Annotated in this window: 15 protein-coding genes; 9 read left to right on the forward strand and 6 right to left on the reverse strand. The window is 28.1% G+C overall.

What is annotated here, in order from left to right; translation table 11 throughout:
• Positions 1-182: 182 nt before the first annotated feature.
• From RYM86_RS14385 to RYM86_RS14415, 7 genes are all read left to right on the forward strand, one after another.
• Positions 183-389: a DUF1657 domain-containing protein gene (locus RYM86_RS14385; RefSeq protein ID WP_315081342.1), complete on the forward strand. Its 207-nt coding sequence runs from the start codon at positions 183-185 to the stop codon at positions 387-389.
• A gap of 12 nt (positions 390-401) precedes the next feature.
• Positions 402-1,262: a DUF421 domain-containing protein gene (locus RYM86_RS14390; protein ID WP_315081383.1), complete on the forward strand. Its 861-nt coding sequence runs from the start codon at positions 402-404 to the stop codon at positions 1,260-1,262.
• Positions 1,263-1,274: 12 nt separating this feature from the next.
• Positions 1,275-1,754: a stage V sporulation protein AC gene (spoVAC, locus tag RYM86_RS14395; RefSeq protein ID WP_315081343.1), complete on the forward strand. Its 480-nt coding sequence runs from the start codon at positions 1,275-1,277 to the stop codon at positions 1,752-1,754.
• Positions 1,755-2,756 (forward strand): stage V sporulation protein AD, encoded by a 1,002-nt coding sequence (gene spoVAD, locus RYM86_RS14400; protein ID WP_315081344.1) that lies wholly within the window; start codon positions 1,755-1,757, stop codon positions 2,754-2,756.
• Between the two features lie 23 nt (positions 2,757-2,779).
• A complete protein-coding gene (gene spoVAE / locus RYM86_RS14405; protein ID WP_315081345.1) occupies positions 2,780-3,133 on the forward strand; it encodes a stage V sporulation protein AE in 354 nt (117 codons plus the stop codon).
• 471 nt (positions 3,134-3,604) lie between these two features.
• Positions 3,605-5,377, forward strand: coding sequence for an ATP-dependent metallopeptidase FtsH/Yme1/Tma family protein (locus RYM86_RS14410; protein ID WP_315081346.1), 1,773 nt, complete (start codon positions 3,605-3,607; stop codon positions 5,375-5,377).
• 127 nt (positions 5,378-5,504) lie between these two features.
• A complete protein-coding gene (locus RYM86_RS14415) occupies positions 5,505-5,813 on the forward strand; it encodes a hypothetical protein (RefSeq protein ID WP_315081347.1) in 309 nt (102 codons plus the stop codon).
• A 144-nt stretch (positions 5,814-5,957) separates the two neighbouring features.
• Here RYM86_RS14415 and RYM86_RS14420 read toward each other — a convergent pair whose 3' ends face one another.
• Complete coding sequence (locus RYM86_RS14420; protein WP_315081348.1) at positions 5,958-15,218, reverse strand: GH36-type glycosyl hydrolase domain-containing protein; 9,261 nt, start codon at positions 15,216-15,218, stop codon at positions 5,958-5,960.
• A 283-nt stretch (positions 15,219-15,501) separates the two neighbouring features.
• Positions 15,502-17,157 carry an ABC-F type ribosomal protection protein CplR gene (cplR, locus tag RYM86_RS14425; RefSeq protein WP_315081349.1) on the reverse strand — a complete coding sequence of 552 codons (1,656 nt, stop codon included), beginning with the start codon at positions 17,155-17,157 and terminating at the stop codon, positions 15,502-15,504.
• A gap of 411 nt (positions 17,158-17,568) precedes the next feature.
• On the opposite strand from cplR, the gene RYM86_RS14430 reads away from it, so the two are divergent.
• Entirely contained in the window at positions 17,569-18,315 is a 747-nt protein-coding gene (locus tag RYM86_RS14430) for a 3'-5' exonuclease (protein ID WP_315081350.1), read from the forward strand.
• 224 nt (positions 18,316-18,539) lie between these two features.
• On the opposite strand, the gene RYM86_RS14435 is transcribed toward RYM86_RS14430, so the two are convergent.
• A complete protein-coding gene (locus RYM86_RS14435; protein WP_315081352.1) occupies positions 18,540-19,421 on the reverse strand; it encodes a LysR family transcriptional regulator in 882 nt (293 codons plus the stop codon).
• A 115-nt stretch (positions 19,422-19,536) separates the two neighbouring features.
• Between RYM86_RS14435 and RYM86_RS14440 the strand changes: the two genes are divergently transcribed.
• On the forward strand, positions 19,537-20,730 hold the full coding sequence (locus tag RYM86_RS14440; protein ID WP_315081354.1) for a coenzyme F420-0:L-glutamate ligase: 1,194 nt from the start codon (positions 19,537-19,539) through the stop codon (positions 20,728-20,730).
• Between the two features lie 350 nt (positions 20,731-21,080).
• Here RYM86_RS14440 and RYM86_RS14445 read toward each other — a convergent pair whose 3' ends face one another.
• The 3 genes from RYM86_RS14445 to RYM86_RS14455 form a co-directional block, all read right to left on the reverse strand.
• On the reverse strand, positions 21,081-22,004 hold the full coding sequence (locus RYM86_RS14445) for an exonuclease domain-containing protein (protein WP_315081356.1): 924 nt from the start codon (positions 22,002-22,004) through the stop codon (positions 21,081-21,083).
• A gap of 245 nt (positions 22,005-22,249) precedes the next feature.
• The gene (msrA, locus tag RYM86_RS14450) at positions 22,250-23,215 is read right to left on the reverse strand and encodes a peptide-methionine (S)-S-oxide reductase MsrA (RefSeq protein ID WP_315081358.1); all 966 of its coding nucleotides are present in this window, start codon (positions 23,213-23,215) and stop codon (positions 22,250-22,252) included.
• Between the two features lie 208 nt (positions 23,216-23,423).
• Positions 23,424-25,271 (reverse strand): glycoside hydrolase family 13 protein, encoded by a 1,848-nt coding sequence (locus RYM86_RS14455; protein ID WP_315081360.1) that lies wholly within the window; start codon positions 25,269-25,271, stop codon positions 23,424-23,426.
• Between the last annotated feature and the right edge of the window lie 59 nt (positions 25,272-25,330).

Here is a 25,330-nt window from a genome sequence, read left to right on the forward strand (position 1 = left end):
TAGTTCAAATATGGGCTTTTTTTTTAATGTCGCACTTGATTATACAATTCATCATTTATTAAACTTTAGCAATTTGTCTTTAATAATTTAAATAAATATCTCTATTAAAAAATGAATTAAAATTAAGCTTATTGGTTAAAGTAAGTTAGAAAACAATTTAATAATATAAAGGAGACTTTTATATGACTGCAATTTCAAAGGTAAAACAAACATTGGCTACACTAAAGGGGGCTGAGTCTACTTTAAAAATGTACTCGTTACAAGAACGTGATAAAGAAGCTAGCGCTATTTATAATCAGGCATATAAAGAAATAAGTGAAATTAAAATAGATTTAGAAAAAAGAATAGGATTTATGGAGTTTGAGGAACCCCAATACAAAGGCAACTAAGTGAGGTGGCATATGGATTCTTGGTTAATATTATTATTTAATTCAATAGTTTTATTTTTTTTAACATTAGTTATAACAAAATATATGAAGAAAAAAACCTTATCTAGGGCTACTCCCTTTGATTTTATTTCTTATGCCGTAATTGCTATTATAATTACTTTAATTTCTTTAAATATAGTTAATAATATTTACTTCGGACTAATTACATTGGCTGTTTGGGCACTTATGCCTCTTATCTTAGATTACGCTTCCATGAGAAGTAAGTGGGTTTATAACCTAATACATGGTAAAGAAAGAGTATTGGTCAAAAACGGTAAAATTATGGAAGATAACTTATCTAAAGAGAGAATTACAGGTCAAGAATTTCTACGAGAAATGCGTTCAAAAAAAGCATTTAACTTAGCCGATGTTGAATTTGCTTTAATGGAAACAACCGGAGATATAAATGTTACTTTAAAAGCTGATAAGAAGCCTATTACTCCATATGATTTAGGACAAAAAATAGGACCTAAAACTGAACCACAAACAGTTATTTTAGATGGAAATATATTAAATGAAGGTCTTACTAATGCTGGCTTAAATCAAGGCTGGCTTACAACCCAGCTAGAAATCAAAGGGATTACCCTTGAAAATGTTTTTCTTGGTCAAGTGGATTCTTCTGGAGACTTATATGTAGATCTCTTTGATGACATGATACAAGTTCCTAAAACACAGGTTAAAGAAATGCTATATGCTAGCATTCAAAAAAGTCAAGCAGATCTTATGTCATTTTCTTTAGAGACTAACGATGAAGATACAAAAACTATGTATTCACAAAGTGCTGAAAAATTAGAAAAAGTTATTAAAAAATTAGAACCTTATTTATTACGTTAGAAGGTGAAATAAATGTCAAATATGAAAAAGAAAAAAATGACCTCAGCTCAACAACAATATGATGCATTAGTAAATAGTATAGAACCTAAAAGACCTATTTTAACTAATTGTATTAGAGCTTTTCTTGTAGGTGGTACAATATGTACAATTGGTCAAGGATTACAATGGATTTTTATTAACTATTTTTATTTTGATGAAAAAACATCAGTAGGTCCTACTTCCCTAGTTTTAATCTTTTTTGCAGCTTTATTTACTGGTCTTGGAATTTATGATCATCTTAGCCAATGGGCTGGATGTGGATCTGCTGTTCCTATTACAGGCTTTGCTAATTCTATAGCTTCTGCTTCAATTGAGCATAAAACTGAAGGATTTGTACTTGGAGTAGCTGGAAATATGTTCAGTCTTGCAGGTGCAATTATTGTTTATGGCGTTTTTGCCGCTTTTGTAGTTGCTACAATAAAAATGACAATAACATGGTTGGGGGCGATGTAAATGCTTAAAGGACATCAATCATGGATTTTTAATTCTAAACCCACAATATTAGCTTCTGCAGCCGTTGGCGGTCCTTTTGAAGGTAATGGTGCTTTAGCTGATGACTTTGATATACTTTATGAAGATTTATGGCTTGGGCAAGATAGCTATGAAAAAGCAGAAAAGGCTCTACTTGAGCATGCTTGTGAAAGGGCAATACAAAAATCAAATATACAAAAAGAAGATATTAACTTTTTTTTAAGTGGAGATTTAATGAATCAAATCATTTCTAGTAGCTTTACTGCAAGAACTTTAGGAATACCTTATTTAGGAATCTTTGGTGCTTGCTCTAGTTCCATGGAAAGTTTAGCATTAGCAGCTCAATTAATAGAAAGTAAAGCAGCTAAATATGTTATAGCAGCTGCAAGCAGTCATAATGCAGCTGCTGAAAAACAATTTAGATATCCTACAGAATATGGTGTACAAAGGCCACCTACTGCTCAGTGGACAGTAACTGGAGCTGGAGCTGCAGTCATTGGACAAAATGGAAATGGACCTAAAATAACTTCTGCTACCATAGGAAGAGTAGTCGATATGGGTATTTCAGATCCATATAACGTTGGTGCAGCCATGGCACCAGCGGCTGTAGATACCATTGAAGCTCATTTTAGGGATTTGAATATTGATGCTTCTCATTATGATCTTATTGCTACTGGTGATTTGGGGAAAGTTGGTCATGAACTTGCTAATGCTTTACTAGAAAAACATGGCATAAATATGCCAACGCATATATTTACAGATTGCGGACTTTTAATATATAAAAAAGACCAACCAAGTTTTTCTGGTGGCAGTGGCTGTGGTTGTTCTGCTACCGTAACTTATGGGCATTTACTTAATCGTATGCGAAAAGGGGAATTAAAGAAAATATTAATTGTTGCAACAGGTGCCTTAATGTCTCCTATCTCCTATCAACAAAAAGAAAGCATACCTAGCGTTGCCCACGCTGTTTCTATAGAAATGTAAAAAAAGAAGGTGTGAATTAAGCTATGGAAAAATTTATTTTTGCATTTATAATAGGTGGGTTAATTTGTGTTATTGGGCAACTTTTAATGGATACTTTAAAGATTACCCCTGCACATACAACTTGTACATTAGTTGTAATTGGTGCAATTTTAGGTGGACTTGGTCTATATGATCCTTTGGTGAAGTTCGCAGGTGCGGGGGCATTTGTACCTATAAGTAGTTTTGGAAATACCCTTGTAACAGCGGCTATAACTGAAGCTGAGCAAACAGGATTTATAGGAATATTTACTGGTATGTTAAAGACAGTAAGTGTGGGAGTTTCTGCAGCAATAATATTTGGGTTTATTTCTGCCATTATATTTAAACCAAAAGGTTAAGCATATAAAAAATATGCTTAAATTTAAACTTTGTTAATTTTTCACTAAACCTTTCTAATATCTATTAAAGTCCTTGATAAGCTTCTAAAACTAAACTACAACTTATCAAGGACAAAATTATTGATTACTTCGTTACACTTTCATTTAACATAATTATAAACAAGCTATAAATTCTATTTATAATTAACTGCCATTCCATTATCTAATACTTCCTTTGGTGTTATCTTTGCACTTTGCCGCAATAGTAATTTTTTCATAAATCTTCTCCTAACTACTTTACCCAATCGCTATAATTAATTAGTTTTCATCTATATAATTAGAAAATTAATTACTCCCTATTCATATAGACATTGCCATACACTTGAATATTGAGAAAAATTACATTGGTAAAAATTATTTAAAAAATTAGACTTCTAATTTTAAATCTATATAATCAATATTAAGTTATCTTTTAAAATTTGGAGGTGCTTAATGAATAAAATAAAAAAATATTATATTATTGCTCCTATAATAACTGCAATACTATCATTTATAGTTATTGTAATGACATCTTTTAATACAACTATAGTGAATAAAAGTTATTCTCTATTTACAGAGGATTTAAATTCTAATAATATATCTACAGTAATAATAGACAACTCTCCTAAAATGACTATTTTACTAAATAATGGTGATAAATATTCTACAGATAATCCACATACAGATACTTTAAAAGAAAAATTATTATTAAATGGAATAGAAGTTAAAGATGGAACCATCCCTCCTCTTACAAAAATTATTCCTTCTGTTATTTTTGCTCTATCAATTTTAACAATAATTGCTATGCTTGTATCTAAAGCTAAAGGTGGTGCTTCTTCCTTAATATCTATGGAAATGCAGGATTTTAGCAAAAATAAAAAAGCGATTTTAGATTTTCATGCTGTAGCTGGTAATGAAGAAGCTAAAGAAAGTTTAATGGATATTGTGGATTTTCTTAAAAATCCTGAGAAATATAAGAAATATGGTGCAAGAATGCCTAAAGGGGTTATTCTTTATGGTGATCCTGGTACAGGTAAAACATTACTTGCAAAAGCTGTAGCTGGTGAGGCTAGTGTTCCATTTTATGCCCTTAGTGGTTCTGACTTCGTACAAGTGTATGTTGGAGTGGGTGCAGCAAGAGTGAGAAATTTGTTTAAAAAAGCAAGATCTCATGGAAAAGCTGTAATATTCATTGATGAGATTGATGCTATAGGTAAAGCAAGAACTAATAATAAAACTGGCTCTAGCAATGATGAAAAAGATCAAACACTAAATGCTCTCTTAACAGAAATGTCAGGTTTCGGACAAGAAGAAGGTATAATGGTAATTGCTGCTACAAATAGATTGGACATGCTAGATAAGGCTCTTATTAGACCAGGCAGATTTGATAGACATATAGAAGTATCATTGCCAGATGTTAATGCTAGAGAAAAGATTCTATCTCTTCACTTAAAAAATAAACCTCATGAAAATCTTGATGTAAAAGATATTGCCAAAAAAACTATATACTTCTCTGGCGCAAAATTAGAAAGTTTAATAAATGAAAGTGCTATTTTAGCTGCTAAAGACAATAGTAATTCCATTACTTCAGCTCATATAGAATGTGCTTACTCGATAACTTTAGCTGGATATGAAAAGAAAGAGAGAAGTTATCTTAAAGAAGAAGACAAGCTTCTTACTTCATACCATGAAGCAGGACATGGATTAATTTGTATGTTACTACTTCCACAGGACAATGTTTCTAAGATAACAATTATACCAACTACTAACGGTGCTGGAGGGTATACATTAACTATTCCTGAGGATAGTAACTATCATAGAATTGATTATTTAAAGAATAAAATCAAAGTTTCACTTGGTGGTAGAGCCGCAGAAGAAATTATTTTTGGAAAAGATAAAATTTCTACTGGAGCACAGGGAGATATCTCTCAAACTACTGATATTGCATTAAAAATGATTACCGAATACGGCATGGGAGAAACATTGGGACTTATAAAACTTTCGAGTGTTGGTTCTCTATATAGTAGTTATGGAAATCCTGTTATTGAAGAATGTAAAAATCTTGTTAATAAACTATATGAGGAAACTCTAGAACTTTTAAAAGAAAATAGAGATTCTCTTGATAAAATAGCTTTAGAGTTATTAGAAAAAGAAACTTTATATGAAGATGAACTAAATAAACTAGCCGTATTTAAACATATGCATAAAAAGAGAATCTGGAAATGATTGTCTAGAATTCAACATTGATTCATCTGTTAATCTATTTAAAGAATATAAAAGCAAAATTCCACCTTATGAAATATTTTATGAAAGAAATTCATTTAAAAATAATGCTTTAAATTTTACCTATTTAATGACTATAGATAATCATAATTCTGAACTTAATATGAAATATATTTATTTAGTTTTACACACTCTAAAAAGCTTTAATTATAAATTTGATACTATAAGCTTTTATGGCTATGATACACATACAGTTCTTTCCAACAATAAAACATATAATGATTTAAACTACATTATAAAAGAAATGCCTTATTCTAAAGCACGTAGTATTTTAATGAATCAAAATTTATCTTATATTAAAGAAAAAGTTCATTATTATATGATAAATATAGATAAAAATAATAACTTATCTCATACATATGCAGAAAAATCATTGTAAATATAATTTATCATAATAAAAATATAAGTAAAAAGTGGATTCATATTAAATCCACTTTTTTACTTATATAACGAAAGAGGTATTGCAAGTTATTTTGCAATACCTACTAATCTTAATTTTATCAGTAATTCATATTTTCGTAAATTATACATATACAACTACATCTATCTTACCTAAATTTCTTGGTATTATGTTTCCGTCAATCTTTTCTCCGTTTATAATTATCTTAGGTTTACCATCTTTAATTTGTTTTGAATTACTTGTAACCTGTAAATCAACTAAATTATTTGATTTTTTTCCTTTATCTATATCTTCACCTCTTAGTACTTTTATAGTATAATCTTCCTTCTCATTTTGAATTTTTATTTCAAATTCGGTCCATAATTTTGGTATACATGGATTTACTTTATAACCTTTATCTTCAACCCTTTTTAGACCTAAAATATCTTCAATACCAACTCTGTACATCCATCCTGAAGCTCCAGTATACCAGCTCCAGCCACCTCTTCCTCCGTGGGGTTCTTTTATGTACACATCTGCAGCCATTACATAAGGCTCTAACTTGTAGGTCATACATTCAAGCTCAGTCTTTGTATGATTTATTGGATTAATCATATTATAGTATTTTATAGCTTTATCGCCTAATCCAAGCTTAGTCAAAGCTAAGATCACCCAAGCGGCTGCATGAGTATATTGTCCTCCATTTTCTCTTACTCCTGGTACATACCCTTTTATATAGCCTGGTTCAAGATATGAATAACTAAATGGTGGTGCTAATAAAAGTATCAATCCCTTATCCTTTTTCACTAGATTTTTATCAACAGCCTCCATTGCCTCAAATGCTCTTTGACTATACTGTTCCGCTGCTCCTACATAATCTTTATTAGGATTATAATTCGCTTCACCTATATTTAATTCACTATCAGATTTAATTTTGGTAGCTCCTGAAATTATGGCCCAACTTTGTGCTAAAGAATCAATTTGACATTCAGGATTTTCACGGCTTCCAAGTGGAGTGCCATCATCAAAATATGCTCTCCTATACCAGCCACCATCCCAAGCATTTTTCTCTAAGTTCTCTCTTATAAATTCTTTTCTCTCTTCATAATTGGCTTTAGTTTCTTCATCGCCTTTAATCTGTGCAATTTTAATGAAGCTTTCTAAAATGGAATACAAGAACCAACCAAGCCATACACTTTCTCCTTTTCCTTTATTCCCAACAGTACTCATACCATCATTCCAATCACCACTACCCATTAATGGAATATTGTGTATTCCAAACTTTAGAGCTTTTTCTATAGCCTTTAAGCAGTGTTCATATATTGTTCCTTCCTTTGAAGATTGATTTACTATTGTATATCTCTCATCTTCACCATCTCTTAAAGGCTCATCTTCAAGATAAGGTGCAGTTTCTTGTAAAATTTCATAATCTCCAGTTGAATTAATATATTCAGCAGTAACATAAGGAAGCCATAATAAATCATCGCTAAATCTAGTTCTTATCCCCGAATTTACAACTGGATGCCACCAATGTTGTACATCTCCTTCTACATACTGCCTTGAAGCACTACGCAATATCTGAGCCTTTGGTATTTCTGGATCAACAACTCCAAGTGCCATAGAATCCTGAAGTTGATCTCTAAATCCATATGCTCCACCACTTTGATAAAATGCACTTCTACTTAAATATCTACAGCTTAAAGTTTGATATAAAAGCCATCCATTTAAAAGGTAATTAAAAGATTTATCTGGAGTTTTAACTTGTATATTTCCTAGGAAATTTTCCCAATATTCTTTAACCTTCTTTAATTCTCTATCTGCATTTCCTTTAACTTCATATTTTTCAATAACTTTTTCTATATTTTCTTTTTCTTCTTCACCAAATAAAATTAGAAGCTCTTTCTTTTCACCTTTTTTAAGTTTAACCTTTGTAGTAGTAGCTAAACAAGGATCATAAATTCCTCCACATCTATTTGATAAATTCTCATTATCTAAGGCTTTTGGTGAAGAGATTTCTCCATTAATGCCTATAAATTCCTTGCTATCCCCAGTAAAACTTAAGTTCTCTCCTCCTAAAATAGTCAAATAAGAATTAAATTTTCCAAAGTACTCACTGTAAGGATTATATCCTCTAATGAATCCACTATGATATACATAGCTAGCACTATTAGATTCCTCATGTGCTGCATTTGTATTTATATTATTATTTTTTTCAAATTCTCCATGAATATATGTTGAAATATATCTAGCACTATCATACTCATAAACACCCATTACAAGCTTTGCATAATAGAATAAAGAAATTTCTCTATCATTTTCACTTAAATTTTCTAAAGTTACTTTTTGAATTTTTACCTTTTCTTTTTTAGGTGCAAATACTTCTAGTTTTCCTTTTAAATCATAAGCAGTATGACTAAATTCAGAATATCCAAAACTATGTTTTATGAAATAATCGCCTGAATCTCTGACTGGTTTTGGTGTTATGGAAAAATAATTATAAGAATCATCATCTCTAATATAAAGTGCTTCCCCTAATGGATCTCTAATATAATCATTGCTCCAAGGTGTTATCTTATTTTCTCTAGAATTCCCACACCATGTATAAGATGAACCACTCTCAGATATATGAAATCCAAAATCATCATTAGAGATAACATTAATCCAAGGTGCTGGAGTATTTTTAAAGTTAGACAATTTTATCAAATAACTATTATCAAACTTACTAAAACCACCATATCCATTAAAGAAATCTAAATCTTGCATATTAAAATCTCCATCAAATTTCTCTATGTTTAAGCCTTCCTTATTGATGGATTTTCCCATGCCATCTTTTATTCCAGCTACCTCTGCTCCGTGAATTAAATCCTGTTTTTCTAAAAAGTCTATATCATGATCATATTCTTTATATTCTGTTATATTATCATTTAGATTTGGCATTACTTCATCTGCAATCTCCAATTTATAATTGATATTTAAAGACTTAGTTTTCTTTTCTAAATTTTTAGTTTTTATCTTGTTAAACCTTTTTTCTAGTAAATCGTTCTTGCCTTGTGACATATAATTTTCTTCATAGTTATCATCTAATATGTTATTGTAATTACGTTTATAACTTTCTTCATCAACAGATTCATTATATCTTGAAAATTCATTAATACTATTGACTTTAAATTCTTCAGCTTTCGTAATTTGTTCTAATATTGAACCCTTCTTTGAATCAATATATAATCTAGCAATTCCTATTATTAAATCTTTAATCTGTTCATCCATAGTAGATTTATTGTGAATGAAGATTCCTCCAGGTGCATTTAATGAATTACCTTCCTTTGATGTACTTATTAATTGCATTATATTCTTTTGAAGTGGTTCATCATAAGAAATTTCTTCATTATTATATATTATTAAATCTAATTTTACCCCTTTAAATTTAAGATAATAATGTAAATTCAACATATTACCTACTAAATTAATATCATCTATATTTTCAATAGTTAAAAATACAATAGGTAAATCACCTGAAATTCCATAAGACCATAAATCTTTTTGATGCTTTGAAATATTTTTTATATACCCCTCTCTGTCTTTTCTACCACTGTGCAAAAAGAATATATATGAAGCTAAACTTTGGAATACATTTGCTTGAGCACTTCTTATACCTAAATTCTTAAGTTCAAGCTGTGTTCTTATACTATAGCTTTCAAAAACTTTCTCCAAATTAACAGGTTCTTTATTTTGTTTACATATATTAATAGCTTCTTCTCTAGACTCTGTTGTTCCTGTTATAAAATAAATTTCTTTTTTTGAGTTTCCTTCTAATCTTATCCTAGCCCTAGTACTCATTATTGGATCTAAAACTGTTCCAACAGTATTATTTAATGATTTATCATTATCCATTGCTAAAGGCGACTTAAGATCTCTATTTCTTCCTATAAAATTAATTCTAGAAGTTTCATAGCTTATGCTTCCTTCTAATTCTCCATTTACTATTACTTTATGAAATATATACGGAATTTTTGCTCCTTTAACTCTACCTCTTCTACTTCCTATAAGTACATTTTCATTATTATCATAATCTGTTTGAACAAACAGATTAGAGAAAGTTGGATGTACTGTATCTGCACTAAAAGTAGTTAATGTTATTTCCATATAACTTGTTATTTCAAGGCTTCTTCCCTTATCACTTAAATTACTTAAAGTGATTTTTCTAACTTCAAAATTCTCATCTGGAGAAACAACAACTTCCATTTGAGTTTCAATGTTTCCATCTTTTCTATTAAACTTAGCCTTATCTAAATTAAATTCAGTAACATATTTATCTCCATAACCCTTACATGGCTCAAAGGTTGAACTCCAATAGTCATTAGAATTTAAGTTCTTTATGTAAAAGAACATACCACTATCATCACTTGTGGAATTTCCTTTCCATCTATAAAGCATCATATCGTTCTTCTTAGAATAACCACTTCCAGCTACAGTTATCATTGAAGAATATTCACCATTAGATAACAATAAAACCTCAGGATTATCTTGATTTGCTCCTGTAAATTTCCTTGGAATCAAGTTTTCTCCTTCAAAATACGTATTCTTTATAGAAAAATCTTCATTTCTCTCAAAGGTTACATTATTAGGAATCTTTTCTTTTAATAAAAGCTCTGTTGCCTTAACCTCTGGCAAACTATGAAATCTATTAACTAAAATATCATCAAAAAGTACATTATCAAGAGCCATCAAAGACATTCCCAAATGATGTACCATGTATGTCATAATTTTATTAGGCTTTATCCCATCACTATATACACTATCATCTATCTGCGCATTATCTGAATTTTTTATATCACTCTCAGTTGAAGAATTATCCTCATCATTATTATCCATTGTATTTTTTATTACATATTTATCTTCTCTTGCCTTAGTGTAATCTATGGCTTCAATAAACCCATATATCCCTAGACAACCTATTTCCTCTAATTTTCTAAGATTTTTAATCCCACTTTTCTTAGAAAATGGTAATGTCATCAAGGTTGAGTAAGGAGATATTACAATTTCATCCTCAAGGTCTCTCTTTAATCCAATCCCTGGAATGCCAAAAGCCTTATATTGATAATTCTCATCTACATCAAATTTATAAAATGCACATTCTGATATTCCCCAAGGTACTTTCTTTTGCTTAGAAAAACTTTTTTGGGCTTTCATTACAGATTTATATGTTTGGCTGAGTAAAGTTTTAGGATAATTTTTCATTATTAAAGAAGGCATAAAATATTCAAACATAGTCCCACTCCAAGATACAAGAGAATGAGTATGAAAAGCATTTGTCATAGATCTACCTAATTTAAACCAATGAGATATAGGCACATCATTCTTAGCTACAGCAATAAATGATGCTATTCTTGATTCTGATGCCAATAAATCATAGTAAGAATTTCCAAGTGAATCTTCCTCTACGTTATAACCAATAAAGAATAATTGTCTAGGTTTATCATAAAGAAATTTAAAATCCATCTTTTCTGAAATCATATTAATATCTTTAATTATATTATCTATTTTTCTACCATACATTTTGAAATCACTAATTTTCACTTCAAATGTATTATTAAAGTTATCACCAAATTCATTCTTATATTCTTCACATCTATCAATTAAATCTCTAATACTAGGAAATCCTTCAAAAAATTCTTCACTATATAGTTTTTCTAATTCATTGAATATGTAATTATAATATTTAAGTTTTCTATTAACCTCTTCAAAAAACTTATCTATCCAATATTTACTTTCTTCGTTCTCTTTTCCCTGTAAACAAGCTTTATTTTTATTATCACTATTACTTTCCTCACATTGTATAAGTTCTTGAATTTCAACTAATATTTTATTTAAAGCATCTTTATATTCACCAATATTAATATTTGAATCAAATATAGCTTCAATTGAAGGTTGATCTTTTTCAATTATATTATAGATGTCTTTTAGTGACATAATCTCATTTATTCTTATAACTTCTTTATCCTTTAATTCCTCCATAGCTTGTTTCAAAACCCATAAATCTCCCAAAAGATTTCCACTATCAACAGTTGATACATATCTTGGCCATAGGGGTTCTTTAGTTTTTGTATCATACCAATTTAAATAATGTCCATGAACCATCTGTAAATCTTTCATGCTATTTAATATCATCTCTGTTTTATCAATAAACTCCATCATTGTTATATATCCCAAGTCATAAGCCACTACATTTGAAACAAGCCCCATACCTATATTAGTTGGAGAAGTTCTATGAGCAATTCCTTTAAAAGGTTTTTCTTGATAATTATCTGGTGCTAAATAATTATTTTCTTCATTAACAAAATCCTCATAGTAGGCGTATATTCTTCTTGATATTTTCCTTAAATAAACATTTTCTTCATCGTCTAAAATTATTTTATTTTTAGAATTTTTTCTACTTATACAATAGGCTACATATGGACTAACTATCCAAAGTGCGGCAACAACTACATTATAAACAATAACCCCAATAGTATTATAAATAGATAAATATAATACTAATAATCCCATTATTGGAGCAATCCACATTCTTTTTAAATACGATTTAAAAGTATTACTATATTTTTTTTCCACAGAATCAGAAGATTGCCACTCTAAAAGATTTTTTTTAGATATACACAGTCTAAATAATGTTCTTATTATGGCATCCATCATTAAAAATGCTTGATAAGGAATAAAAGTAAATATTAAAAGTATCTGCTGGAAACTTTTAAACGTTCCCATGAGTTTATTTTTAGGAGTAACAACAAAATCTGTAACTGTAAACACTAAAGAATTCATAAGTGCTAAAAAGCAAAGTAATGCAATCTGACTTCTTCCATTTAAAACAGTCAAAGAAAGAATCAATGCTATTAATAAATTAGGTGCTAAAAGGCTTCTTCTTAAATTATCAAATATTTTCCACTTATTAAGAGAACTTATTTTTTTAGAAAATAACCAACCTATAAGTTGCCAATCCCCCCTAACCCATCTATGTAATCTTCTACAGCTACTCTCATAAAAAGCCGGATATCCATCTATGAATTCCACTTGACTAACTAAAGCACATCTTGCAAGAGCTCCTTCTAAAAGATCATGACTCAAAATCCTATCATCTTTTATTGAAGTATTCAGTATATTATAAAATTCATCTATATTAATTATTCCCTTGCCTGTAAAAGATCCTTGACCAAACAAATCTTGATATGTATCAGAATAAGCTACTGAATAACCATCAACGCCTCCTTCTCCACCAAAAATATTTGAGAAATATGTTTGATTTTTAGATTCTAAGCTTATGCTAACCTTAGGTTGCATAACACCATATCCTCTTAAAACTTCATTATCCTTAACATAAGGTACATTAAGTACATGGCTCATAGCACCTATAAGTTTAAAAGTGCTTTCTCTTGGCATAAATGTATCTTCATCTAAAGTAATTAAATATTTAACATCATTAAGTATTTTTATTTCTGAACTTAAAACATTATAAGTATGATCTGTTTTTCCTCTGATAAGAGCCATAAATTCCATAAGCTTTCCACGTTTTCTTTCTCTACCCATGAAAACATTTTGCTTTTTATTATAAATTCTTTCTCTACTAAAAAAGAAAAATCTTGCTTCATTGTTATTACTTTTGTAATTATCTTTAGAATATTTATTATTTAACTTTCTTGCACATTCAATTCCACATTTAATTATTTCCTTATCATTCTCTTCAACCTCAGAATCTGAATCTGCAAAGTCACTAAGCAATGCAAAATAAATATTTTTGTCTTTATTTCCACAATAAGCAACCTCCAATTTTTCCATAAGAGATTTAACCTTTTCTTTGCAATTTACAATTGCAGGAATAACCACTATTGTCTTGCAATCATCTGGGATTCCCTCACTAAAATCCATTTTGGGTACTAATCTAATCTGTACGGTTTTACTTACCATCCAATTAATAAGTCCAATTATAATTTCATTTATAGGAATTATACTGACTAAAAGTAAAATTATGTACTCAGCCTTAGTATATTTTACGCCACCCAAACTACTTATTAATAAAAAAAGTGCACTTATAAGAAATGTTCCTAAAATATTTATTGCTAAATATGTACCTTCAGAAATTACATGATTTACATTATGACGATATCCTTCCAATTCACTTACACCATTATCAATTAAGTAATATCCAACATGGCACTTATAAGGTTCCTTGTTATTATTTTTGTTCTTTATTGCAAGTTCTAATATATTATGTGCTACATTAATTTCATTTCTATTAACTGTTCTAGCTATATTTTCAAGCTTATGCCTATAATAATCCTTAGATTCAAAATCCATGCTTCCATAAATATTCTCAGGATCTTCTCTTAAAATCCTATCCACTAAGGATGTACTTTCAAAAAAATTTCTCCAACTTATATTCTCAATTTTTCTAATTGAAGTTATATATTCCCCAATATGTCTCTCTAAGAATTCCTCTCTTAAGTTACTCTTAATAATATAATTATCAAGTTCTTCATCTATTCCCGATTTAATTTTTGCAAAATCATAAATATTCTTATTTTCTATAGAATTGTCTCTTAAAACTCTAAAAAATTCTCTTAAAGATAAAGGACTAAATTTTTCATATTTAGTATTAATATTTTCAAGTTCCTCATTAAGTTTATTATTACTTACAGCATCTACAATCCCCTCAGCAACAATTTTCCCCTGTAATATTTCCTTTTGAATATTAACAAGTTCATTAGTATATTTTGATAGATTTATTATTATTGCTATCTTAAGCATAAGGGGAAAAGCCCAAAGTTCACCCATTGTAAAAGTCATATCTTTATTAATACTATTAATAGCCTTTTGAGCTCCATCTACATTATTCCTACTATTATCTATTTTAATAAACAATTTTTCACTTACATTATTGAAGTCTAAATCCACACCTAAATTTTCTTCTTGAATTTTATTAATATATTTAATAAAACTCCCATAATCAATGTCTCCACTTAGATCTACATAATTCTTTGCAACTACAAAAATACGAGGAAGTTCATTTTCAAATTCATTGTAATTTTTCTTTTCATCCGGTCTTTTCTCATCAAAGCTTTTACTTTTAAATGAATTATTAATTCTATAAGTTTTCTTATGATCTATATTATCAATAAATTCTGTCATAGAAGGTAATGACTTAAAATAATCAATAGGCATTTCCTTCTTAATTGCCTTATATTCTTTTTCAATTAAATATATATTATCAAGAAGCCACTCAGACGCTCCAAGGACGTTATTTCCGCCTTTGGATAGCTTTCTAAAATACTTAAAATTTTCATGAATACAAGAAAATCCTTGGTTAAGCTCTCTTAAAACATTCCTTCTTAATCCATAAGAATTGTTTTTTTTCAAGTAAAAAACTCCCTTCTTAATTAAATATGACTTAATCATAATTCTCAATGAAGTTATTTTTACCAAAATTACAAAAAAAATTCTTACATTTTAAAATAAGAAAATAACATACTTACCGAAATTAAATGCATATATTTAAAACTTGCCTATAACATGGGGAGAACTAATCAATTCTTAAAATAAACTATAGATTTACTTTCTACAGATTAGTCATTAAACAAAAATTCCTCCCCCTTTTGTGGAACGTCCAAACTCTATAATATCTTATTATGCTATGCATAAATTATCTTAATTTTTTAATCTTATTTAGTAATTCTACATATTCTGTATTTAGTTTATCCTTAATTGATAAATCCTTCTCTAATGACAATCTTGATATAATTTCTGAAAGCTTATTTTGTAATACAAGTAAGGATTCCCTTTTTTCTCGCTCACTACTTTTCTCTTCTTTTTTATTTTTATTATTTATTTTCTCATTAACAAATTCATTATAATTACCATTAAAGCAATTTAATTTAGTATCTTTTATTTCTATAATATAATTACATACACTAGAAATAAATTTTCTATCATGTGAAACTATTAAAACTGTTTTATCTGTATTTTTAATAGCATTTTCTAATGCTTCAATAGATTTTACATCTAAATAATTAGTGGGCTCATCTAAAATCAAGGTATTAGTATCACTTAAAATGATTTTACAAAGTGCAACCTTAACCTTTTCTCCTCCACTTAATACAGAAATATTTTTATATACAGTATCGCCTTTAAATCCAAATCCATCCAAATTAATTCTTATAAAAGTTTCATCGTAAGAACTAGTTAATTTTATATTCTCTAATATTGTTTTATCTTGGTTTAAAATATCTTGATTTTGATCAAAGTATCCTATGGATATATACTTTGACAATCTAATATTTTCTGCGTCATTTTTTAATATTTCTTTTATTAAAGTTGTCTTACCACAACCATTTCCACCAATAATCGCTGCTTTTTTACCATTTTTAATCTTAAAATTGCCCTCATTTATAAGAATTTTATTCTTCACAGATAGATTTAAATTTTTAATTTCTATAACTGTTTTTGAGTGCATTTCATTTCCTTTATTAATTTTTATCCTTATTTCTTTAATAGTATTAGGCTTTTGCTTCTCTTCCAAATGATTACTTCTGCTTTTTAAAGATTTTATATTCCCATCTAAGCTTTTCTTAGACTTTTGATCTCCCATTTTATGCAGTCTTGCTTCTGAATTTCCCATTCTCTTTGGTGTTTTTCTAATAGAATCCCTATGATTTTCTTTTCCTATTATAGCTTTTTCAAGTCTCTTTTTTTCTGCTATATATCTATCATATTCCCTTTGTTCTACTTCTCTTTCCTCAGCCTTTAACTCAATATATTTCGAATAGTTTCCTTTATATATCTTAACTTTTCCATTCTCTATTTCTAATATATTATTACAAAGTTTATCTAAAAAATCTCTATCATGAGAAACTAATAATAAACTTCCCTTGTACTCACTAATAATTTTTTCAATACTTTTAATACTATTTGTATCCAGATTAGCTGTTGGTTCATCTGCAATCAGAATGCTACTACGTAAGCTAAGAGCTTCATTAATTTTAATCTTTATCTTTTCTCCACCTGATAAAAATTCATTATAATTATCTGGAGCTTTTAATATCTTTTTGATTTTTCCATCTTTACAATATCCACTATAATCTTCACTTTGACTTATATATGAATAACTTTTACTTAAAAACACTTTTCCTTCATCAAGCCCTACTTCACCTAAAATTACTTTTATAAGAGTTGTTTTTCCCGCTCCATTTTCTCCAACAATTCCTATTCTATCATTTTCTAATATCTCTAAATTATCTATATCTAAAATCAACTTATCTCCATAATATTTTCTAACTTTATCTAATTTTATTAATACCAAAAAAATCCCTCCTAAACTTATAAGAGAGTACATAATAATTCCGTAAAAAGGCATAGTATTCCTATAGAATCATTTACTCTCCAAAATTTTAAGTACAACAAAAAAAGTCCTAATATATAGACTATTTTTTAATAGTTAAAAACTCTTTGTTATACTTAATAAATAAAAGTGTAAATTACATTCTCATTGTTGAAATTACCTCTACCTTTCTTTAATTTATTACATTATATCATACTTATTATTTTATTGAAATAATTTCCAATAAATCTTTGTAGTAACTCATAATATCAATATGAGTTAGCATTATCTTTATTTATAATCTAACTAATATAAATTTTATATTAATAATGGTTATGCTATTATTAAACTAATATTATATATACATAAGATATAAAAAGGATGGTAAATAAAATGAACTATATAGTATATGATTTAGAATTTAATCATCAACTATCAAAGTATGATAAAGCTTCAAATCTTACTTTTGAAATAATACAAATTGGAGCAGTAAAACTTAATAATAACTTAGAAATAGATTCAACTTTTAGTAGACTAATTAAACCCACTGTTCATACAGAAATTCATCCTTTTATAGAAGGTTTAACTCAAATAACAACTGAAATGGTGAATTTAGAAAATTATTTTCCAGATGTATATAGTGATTTCATTGATTTTATTGGTAATGAAGAGTTTACTGTATGTATTTGGGGTGTCAGTGATATAAAAGAACTTATGAAAAATATACACTTTCATAAGTCAAAAGACATTGATAATCTAAAAAAATATATAGATGTTCAAAAACTTGCTTCAAAACATATAAAGACTCCAAAGGGAACAAAAGTAGGATTAAAATCTGCTATTGAGTTTTTTAACCTTCCAATTGAAAAAGACTTTCACGATGCATTTAATGATGCTTATTATACTGCACAAATATTTAAAGAACTTTACAATCCAGAGATAGAAACTAGTGAATATAACAATACTTTTTCAAAACGAGTTTCAAAACCTAAAGAAAAAGTTGATATAGACTCACTATTATCTCAATTCGAAAAAATGTATGATAGAAAAATGTCTGAAGAGGAAAAATCAATAATAAAGCTTGCCTATAATATGGGCAGGACCAATCAATTTTTGAAAATAACTGATAAAGATATTTAAAGATAATGCTATGTTTTATAAGTGTGTTCATATATGCATAAGCAAATTGAGAGGAGTAGTTAAACTTAGGAATACTAAAAAGAAGCATTAATCCATTTTAAGATTTAGCTTCTTTTTTTTAATTTATATGTTATCTTTAGCAAGGAGTTGATATTTACGATTAAATATCAATATTATAGATATAAATTATTCAGCACATTATGAATTTAATATTATACTAGTATTTATCCTTCAATTATTTCTACAAATTTAGTTGAAGCTAATGAAAGTGGAACTCTTTTTAAATAACATACCCCTATGCTTCTTTTAGGAATTTCCTCTACTGTTTTAACTTCATATATTAAACCTTTATTTAAATATTCCTTTGCAAATTCCTTAACTACACATGCTATTCCTAGATTTATTTTGGCAAATTCTAAGAGTAAATCATATGAACCAAGTTCAAACTCTGGTGATATTTTTATACCTTTTGAAATCATAAAATTTTCTACATATTTTCTTGAATTTGATGTTTGTTCTAAAAATATTAATGGCAAATTAGCCACATCATCAAGTGATATATTATCATTTAATAAATGATTGTATTTCTCTCCACAAACAAAAATATCTTGTACCTCTACACATGGTCTTAACTCTAAAGATGGATCATCTATTGGAAAATTACATATTGCTATATCTATCTCACCACATTTTATAAGTGTACACAGCTCTAATGTTGTACTATTAATAATCTTAAACTTAATATTAGGATACATATTATGAAACTTCTCCAAATAAGGCATTAAATAATATTTTGAAATTGTATCACATACACCAATTTTAAGCTCTCCTACAGATAAATTATGAAATTCTAAAATCTTTTCTTCTCCAGCTTCTATTAAACCTATAGCTGAATCTACATATTCAAAGAGATGCTTTCCTTCATTAGTTAGTGATACTCCTTTAGGTGTTCTATTAAAAAGACGAGTATCTAATTCTCTTTCAAGCTGCATTATAGATTGACTTATAGCAGGTTGTGTCATATAAAGTTCCTCTGCGGCCTTTGAAAAGCTCTTGCTTTTTCCTACCTGACGAAAAACTTTATATAAATCTAATTTACTTATCATATAAGCACTCCTTATATCAGATATATTTAATATTTATTTTACTTATATCATTAATTGGAGTATATTACAAGTATAAACCATATTATTTTGAATTTATTTTAAGGGAGAGATTATTGTGGAAAGAGTTATCGGAACAGTTGTTAGAGGACTTCGTTGTCCAATCATAAAAGAAGGAGACAAAATTGAAGAAATCGTAGTTGATAGCGTATTAAGAGCTTCATCATCTGAAGGAATTGGCATAAATGATAAAGATATAGTTACTGTAACTGAATCAGTAGTTGCACGTGCTCAAGGAAATTATGCTTCAATAGATAACATAGCTACAGATGTTAAAACTAAGTTTGGTGATGACACAATTGGTGTTATATTCCCTATTTTAAGTCGTAACCGTTTTGCTATTTGTTTACGTGGTATTGCTAAGGGAGCTGCTAAGAAAATAGTTTTAATGTTAAGCTATCCATCTGATGAAGTTGGGAATCACTTAGTAGATTTAGATCTTTTAGATGAAAAAGGAGTTAATCCTTGGACAGATGTTTTAACAGAAGCAAAATTCCGTGAATTATTTGGATATAACAAACATCCTTTCACAGGAGTTGATTACATCGACTACTATAAATCTTTAATAGAAGAATACGGTATAGAATGTGAAGTTATCTTCTCAAACGACTGTAAGACTATTTTAAATTACACTAGGAGTGTTCTTACTTGTGATATACATACAAGATTTAGAACTAAGAGAATATTAAAAGCTAATGGTGGAGAAAAAGTATATAGCTTAGATAATATATTATCAGAATCAATTGATGGAAGCGGATGCAATGAAGCTTATGGATTATTAGGTTCTAATAAATCAACTGAAGAAACAGTTAAGTTATTCCCTCGTAATTGTCAACCAATCGTAGATAATATACAAGCTTTACTTAAAGAAAAGACAGGAAAAAATGTTGAAGTTATGATTTATGGAGATGGAGCCTTCAAAGATCCAGTGGGTAAGATTTGGGAACTTGCTGACCCAGTTGTTTCTCCAGCTTATACAACAGGATTAGATGGAACTCCAAATGAAATTAAATTAAAATATCTTGCTGATAATGATTTTGCAGATTTAAAAGGTGAAGAATTAAAAACCGCAATTTCAAATTACATTAAGAATAAAGAGGCTGATTTAGTAGGTTCTATGGCTGCACAAGGTACAACTCCAAGAAGACTTACTGACCTTATCGGATCATTATCTGATTTAACTTCAGGTAGCGGAGATAAAGGAACACCTATAATCTTCATTCAAGGATATTTCGATAACTACACAAAATAATACTTAATTAAATATAATAGCAACCTAGATTAATCAATTTCTAGGTTGCTTATTTGTATATTATCATAAAAAAATATGATCAATTTTCTATCCTAACTTGTTTACGAATAATCCAGATTTCACATCTAAATTACTCATATCGAGTTCTTTATTTCCACCATTCTTTTTTTTTCTTTATCTTGCTTTGCGTTTTCAATAACAGCCATTTTAATACGTATCACTCATTACTTCTCCCTTCTAAAATAAAATAATATACTATATATATTGTTAAAATAAGAAATTAATTTATTGCTTTAGTTAAGAAGTATATATATACAATGTCATTTTATTTACATCAAATCCACTAAAATTTAAATTCCCCTACATTTTTTAAGGAACTCTTCTTCATTTAAAAATTTTATGCCTTGCTCTTTATTTTTCAAATCTACTGCTTTTCTAAGCTTAGTACTCATTTCGTCTCTATGTAAATCATCTATATCCTTTGTATTAGTCACCAAGTATGTTGTTTTCTTCGTTACAGAACTTCCAACACTACCACTAAGTTTTCTAACTAATCTACTGGCTTCATCTCTTGTCATAGAAGCTAAACCACCAGTAAATACAACAACTTCATCTGTAAATGCAGTAAAATTAAAGTTTTCCATTTGATTTTTTCTTACAGCCTGTTTATTAGATTTTTCAAAAATTCTTCCTTTAGTTGAAGAGGGCTTGTATCCATTTTCATTTACACATCCTAAAGTAACTCCAACGCATTTTGATATTTCACTAATATCTCTTATATTTAATTCTTCACATATATTAAGTAAAATATTGCTACACGCCATTGCATCTGCCAATGCATCATGATGCTTAAATTCATATCCTAAAAAATTATTTACTGTATTTAATCTTGCATTATCAAGATTGCTATAAAAATTTCTAGAAAGCTTCATTGTACATATATACTGAAATTCAGGCATTTCTATATTATACAGTTCTAAGGTATTTCTTAATACAGATATATCAAAAGAAGCATTATGAGCTATTACTAAAGTTTCATTAAAATAATGCTTAATTTTTTCCCATACTTTATCAAATTCTAATTCGTTCTGAACCATCCGAGGTCTTATTCCATGAATTCCAATATTTATTGGCATAAATCTCATTTCTTTAGGTTTTATTAAATGATGTACTTCTTCTATAATTTCACCATTTTTTACAACAACAATACCAATAGAACATGGACTATTTCTTTTTTCATTAGCAGTTTCAAAATCTATAGCTACAAAGTTCATTTATTTTCTCCTACATTTTCAATTAATTTTTCTCTTACATTATAACCTAAGAATATAAGCATTAAAACAGTGTAATTATAATTCCTAATAGCTCTAAATATTTTATCATAAAAATAAGAGCCTACATTACGTAAGCTCTACTTTTACTACCAAACTTAAAATATTAAATTAATTATATCTATTTTATAATTTCTAATTAATTCTAAATAGAAATTACATCTTCTTAAGTATCTTGAACTTTTTTATCAACCATCTATTATTTTATCTAAATATTCTCCATAACCTTCCTCTTCCATTTTTCCTTTTGGAATAAATCTTAACGAAGCAGAATTTATACAATATCTAAACCCACCAAATTCTGTTGGACCATCATTAAATACATGACCGAGATGAGAATTACTATTTATACTTCTTACTTCTGTTCTAATCATGCCATGACTATAATCCTGAATTTCTTCTACATAACCATTGTTTATTGGTTTTGAAAAGGCTGGCCATCCACATCCTGAGTTAAATTTATCCCTAGATGAAAAAAGAGGCTTACCACTTGCAACATCTACATATATTCCATCTTCATAATTATTATCATACTCATTTTTAAAAGGTGGTTCTGTTGCATTTTCTTGAGTAACAGCATATTGAATATCTGTTAGTCTATCTCTTAATTTTCTTTTTTCTTCTTCATTTTTCTTCAAGTTACTTTTAATATAAGATTCTCTGCCTGACCCTTTATAATAAAGCTTATATCTTAAAGGATTTTTCTTATAATAATCTTGATGATACTCCTCTGCCTCATAAAAAGCTTCAGCTTTTATTATCTTAGTAACAATTGATTTATTATAAACCCCACTATTTTCTAATGTTTTTATATAGTCTTCAACAATTTTTTTCTGATTATCATCATGATAAAATACTGCTGTCTTATAACTATTTCCTCTATCATTAAACTGACCTTCTTCATCAGTAGGATCAATGCTCATAAAGAAAGCTTCAACAAGTTCTGTATATCCTATTATATCTTCATCATAAGTTATTTCTACCGCTTCATAATGTCCAGTATTCATGCTGCATACTTGTTCATATGTTGGATTTAATACCTTTCCACCAGTGTATCCTACAACTACTTTTAATACACCATCATATTTGTCAAAAGGTTTAACCATGCACCAAAAACATCCACCTGCAAATGTTGCTACTTTAATTGAGCTCATTTTATTGCCTCCTATTTTCCCTTATTTTTTATACTGATTTAATTATGTTTTACACAGTTATTCTATATAGTCTTTTCCCTATTTTTATTAGTTTCATTCTTATTTTATTAAAAGTCTATATTTTGAATTAATATTTATAATTTGTAATAATTAAAAGAGACAAGTTTAAACTTGTCTCTTTTCTTCTAATTCCTGTATAATTAAGTTATTATCTTTTTAGTAGTAATTTAAATTCATACGGCTTTATTAATAATTTTTCTTGTAATTCTATTATTTTATTCGAATAACAATTTATATATTCACTTCGTTTCATTTCATCAGGTAATAATAAATTTACTTCATCAGGTGAATTATTAAGTACCACATATAAAGTTTCTTTATCTGTTGACTTTTTATACAAAACAATATTTAAATTTTCTTCAGTATTAATCCACTTCATATTTTCTGTATTAAAAGACTTATACTTTCTTCTAAGTTTAATTAATTTTTTTATAGTAGAAAGCAAATCTTTATTTTGTTTACTTTCATCCCAAATCATACATTTACGATTAGAATGCTCATCACCATCTATTCCAATTTCACTTCCACAATAAATACAAGGACATCCTGGAAATGTCATCATAAAAACATAAGCTAATTTTGCAATTTCAGTATTTTTTCCTACAATATTAAAAATTCTTGCTGTATCATGACTGTCCAATAAATTAAACATATTTTTAGTTATATTCTTTGGATAATCAGTTAAAAGCTTGCTAATAGAAAATTTAAATTTTTCTGAATCATATTTAATTTCTTTATTATTGCCTCTAAAAAAATTCCAAACTGGCCTTGTAAATTCATAATTCATAACTGAATCAAATTGATCACCTTGAAGCCAAGGATAAGAATTATCCCAGTTTTCCCCTAATATATATACATCTTTATTTATACTTTTTATTTCTTTTCTAAATTTTCTCCAAAAATCATGTGAAACTTCATTTGATACATCTAATCTCCATCCATCTATATTATAATTTTTAATCCAATAACCTCCCACATCAATTAAATAATCTCGTACTATTTTATTATTGGTGTTCCATTTTGGCATACTTTGAGTAAAAGCAAATGTACGATAATTTAATTTTTCTTTAGAACAATCCTCTGGTAATCCATTTTTCAAATCTCCTTGAACTATTGGCTTTGATGGATCTAAAATATAAAAGCAATCATAATATTTAGACTTTATTCCATTCTTACACACATCTTGCCAAAAAGGATGAAGAAATCCACAATGATTAAACACACCATCTAACATTACCTTTATTCCTCGTTTATGAGCTTCTTCGACTAAAATTTTAAATGTTTCATTATCTCCAAATTCAGGATCTATTTTGTAATAATTAGTTGTATCATATTTATGAGAACTTGGTGATTCAAAAATAGGATTCAAATAAATTCCACTAAATCCAATCTCTTTAATATAATCTAATTTATCTATTACTCCATTAAGATTTCCGCCAAATTTCTTATGAGCACCATCTATACCATCATTGCCCCATGGAATAAAATCCTTTTTACTATCAGTTTTTCCTTTAGCAAATCTTTCTGGGAAAATTTGATACCATACTGTTTTTGAAACCCATTCTGGACATATATATAAATCTTCTTCATTTATATATGGATAATTAAAGTAATTACTTAAATCATAAATATCCTTTGTATTTCCTTCATATTTAATTCTCTCATGACTTCCAATAATAAATCTTTCATTATTATTTTCTACAATAAAACAATATTTAATTCTTCCCCATTCAATTCCTTTTATTTCTGCAAACCAGCAATCATATAATTCTGTAACTTGCTCTTTTTTCATTTGATTTTTTAAAATAGAATCTATTTCAAACTCATATATTTGAGGATTATCTTTTCCTAGAACCCAATTAAATGGATCCACAGCTAAAAGTAATACCTTTTTTATTTCATTTTTTGCGGTTTTTAAACGTATATGAATAGTATCATTATTATACGCATAACAATATGAGCTTTTAGGCTCATGTATTATTGAAGATAAGTTCATGTTATTCCTCCTAAAACTACTTTGATTATATTATTTCTTATTAAAAATTTTTAAATCCA

The sequence above is a fragment of the uncultured Clostridium sp. genome (assembly GCF_963527835.1).
Taxonomy (GTDB): domain Bacteria; phylum Bacillota; class Clostridia; order Clostridiales; family Clostridiaceae; genus Clostridium.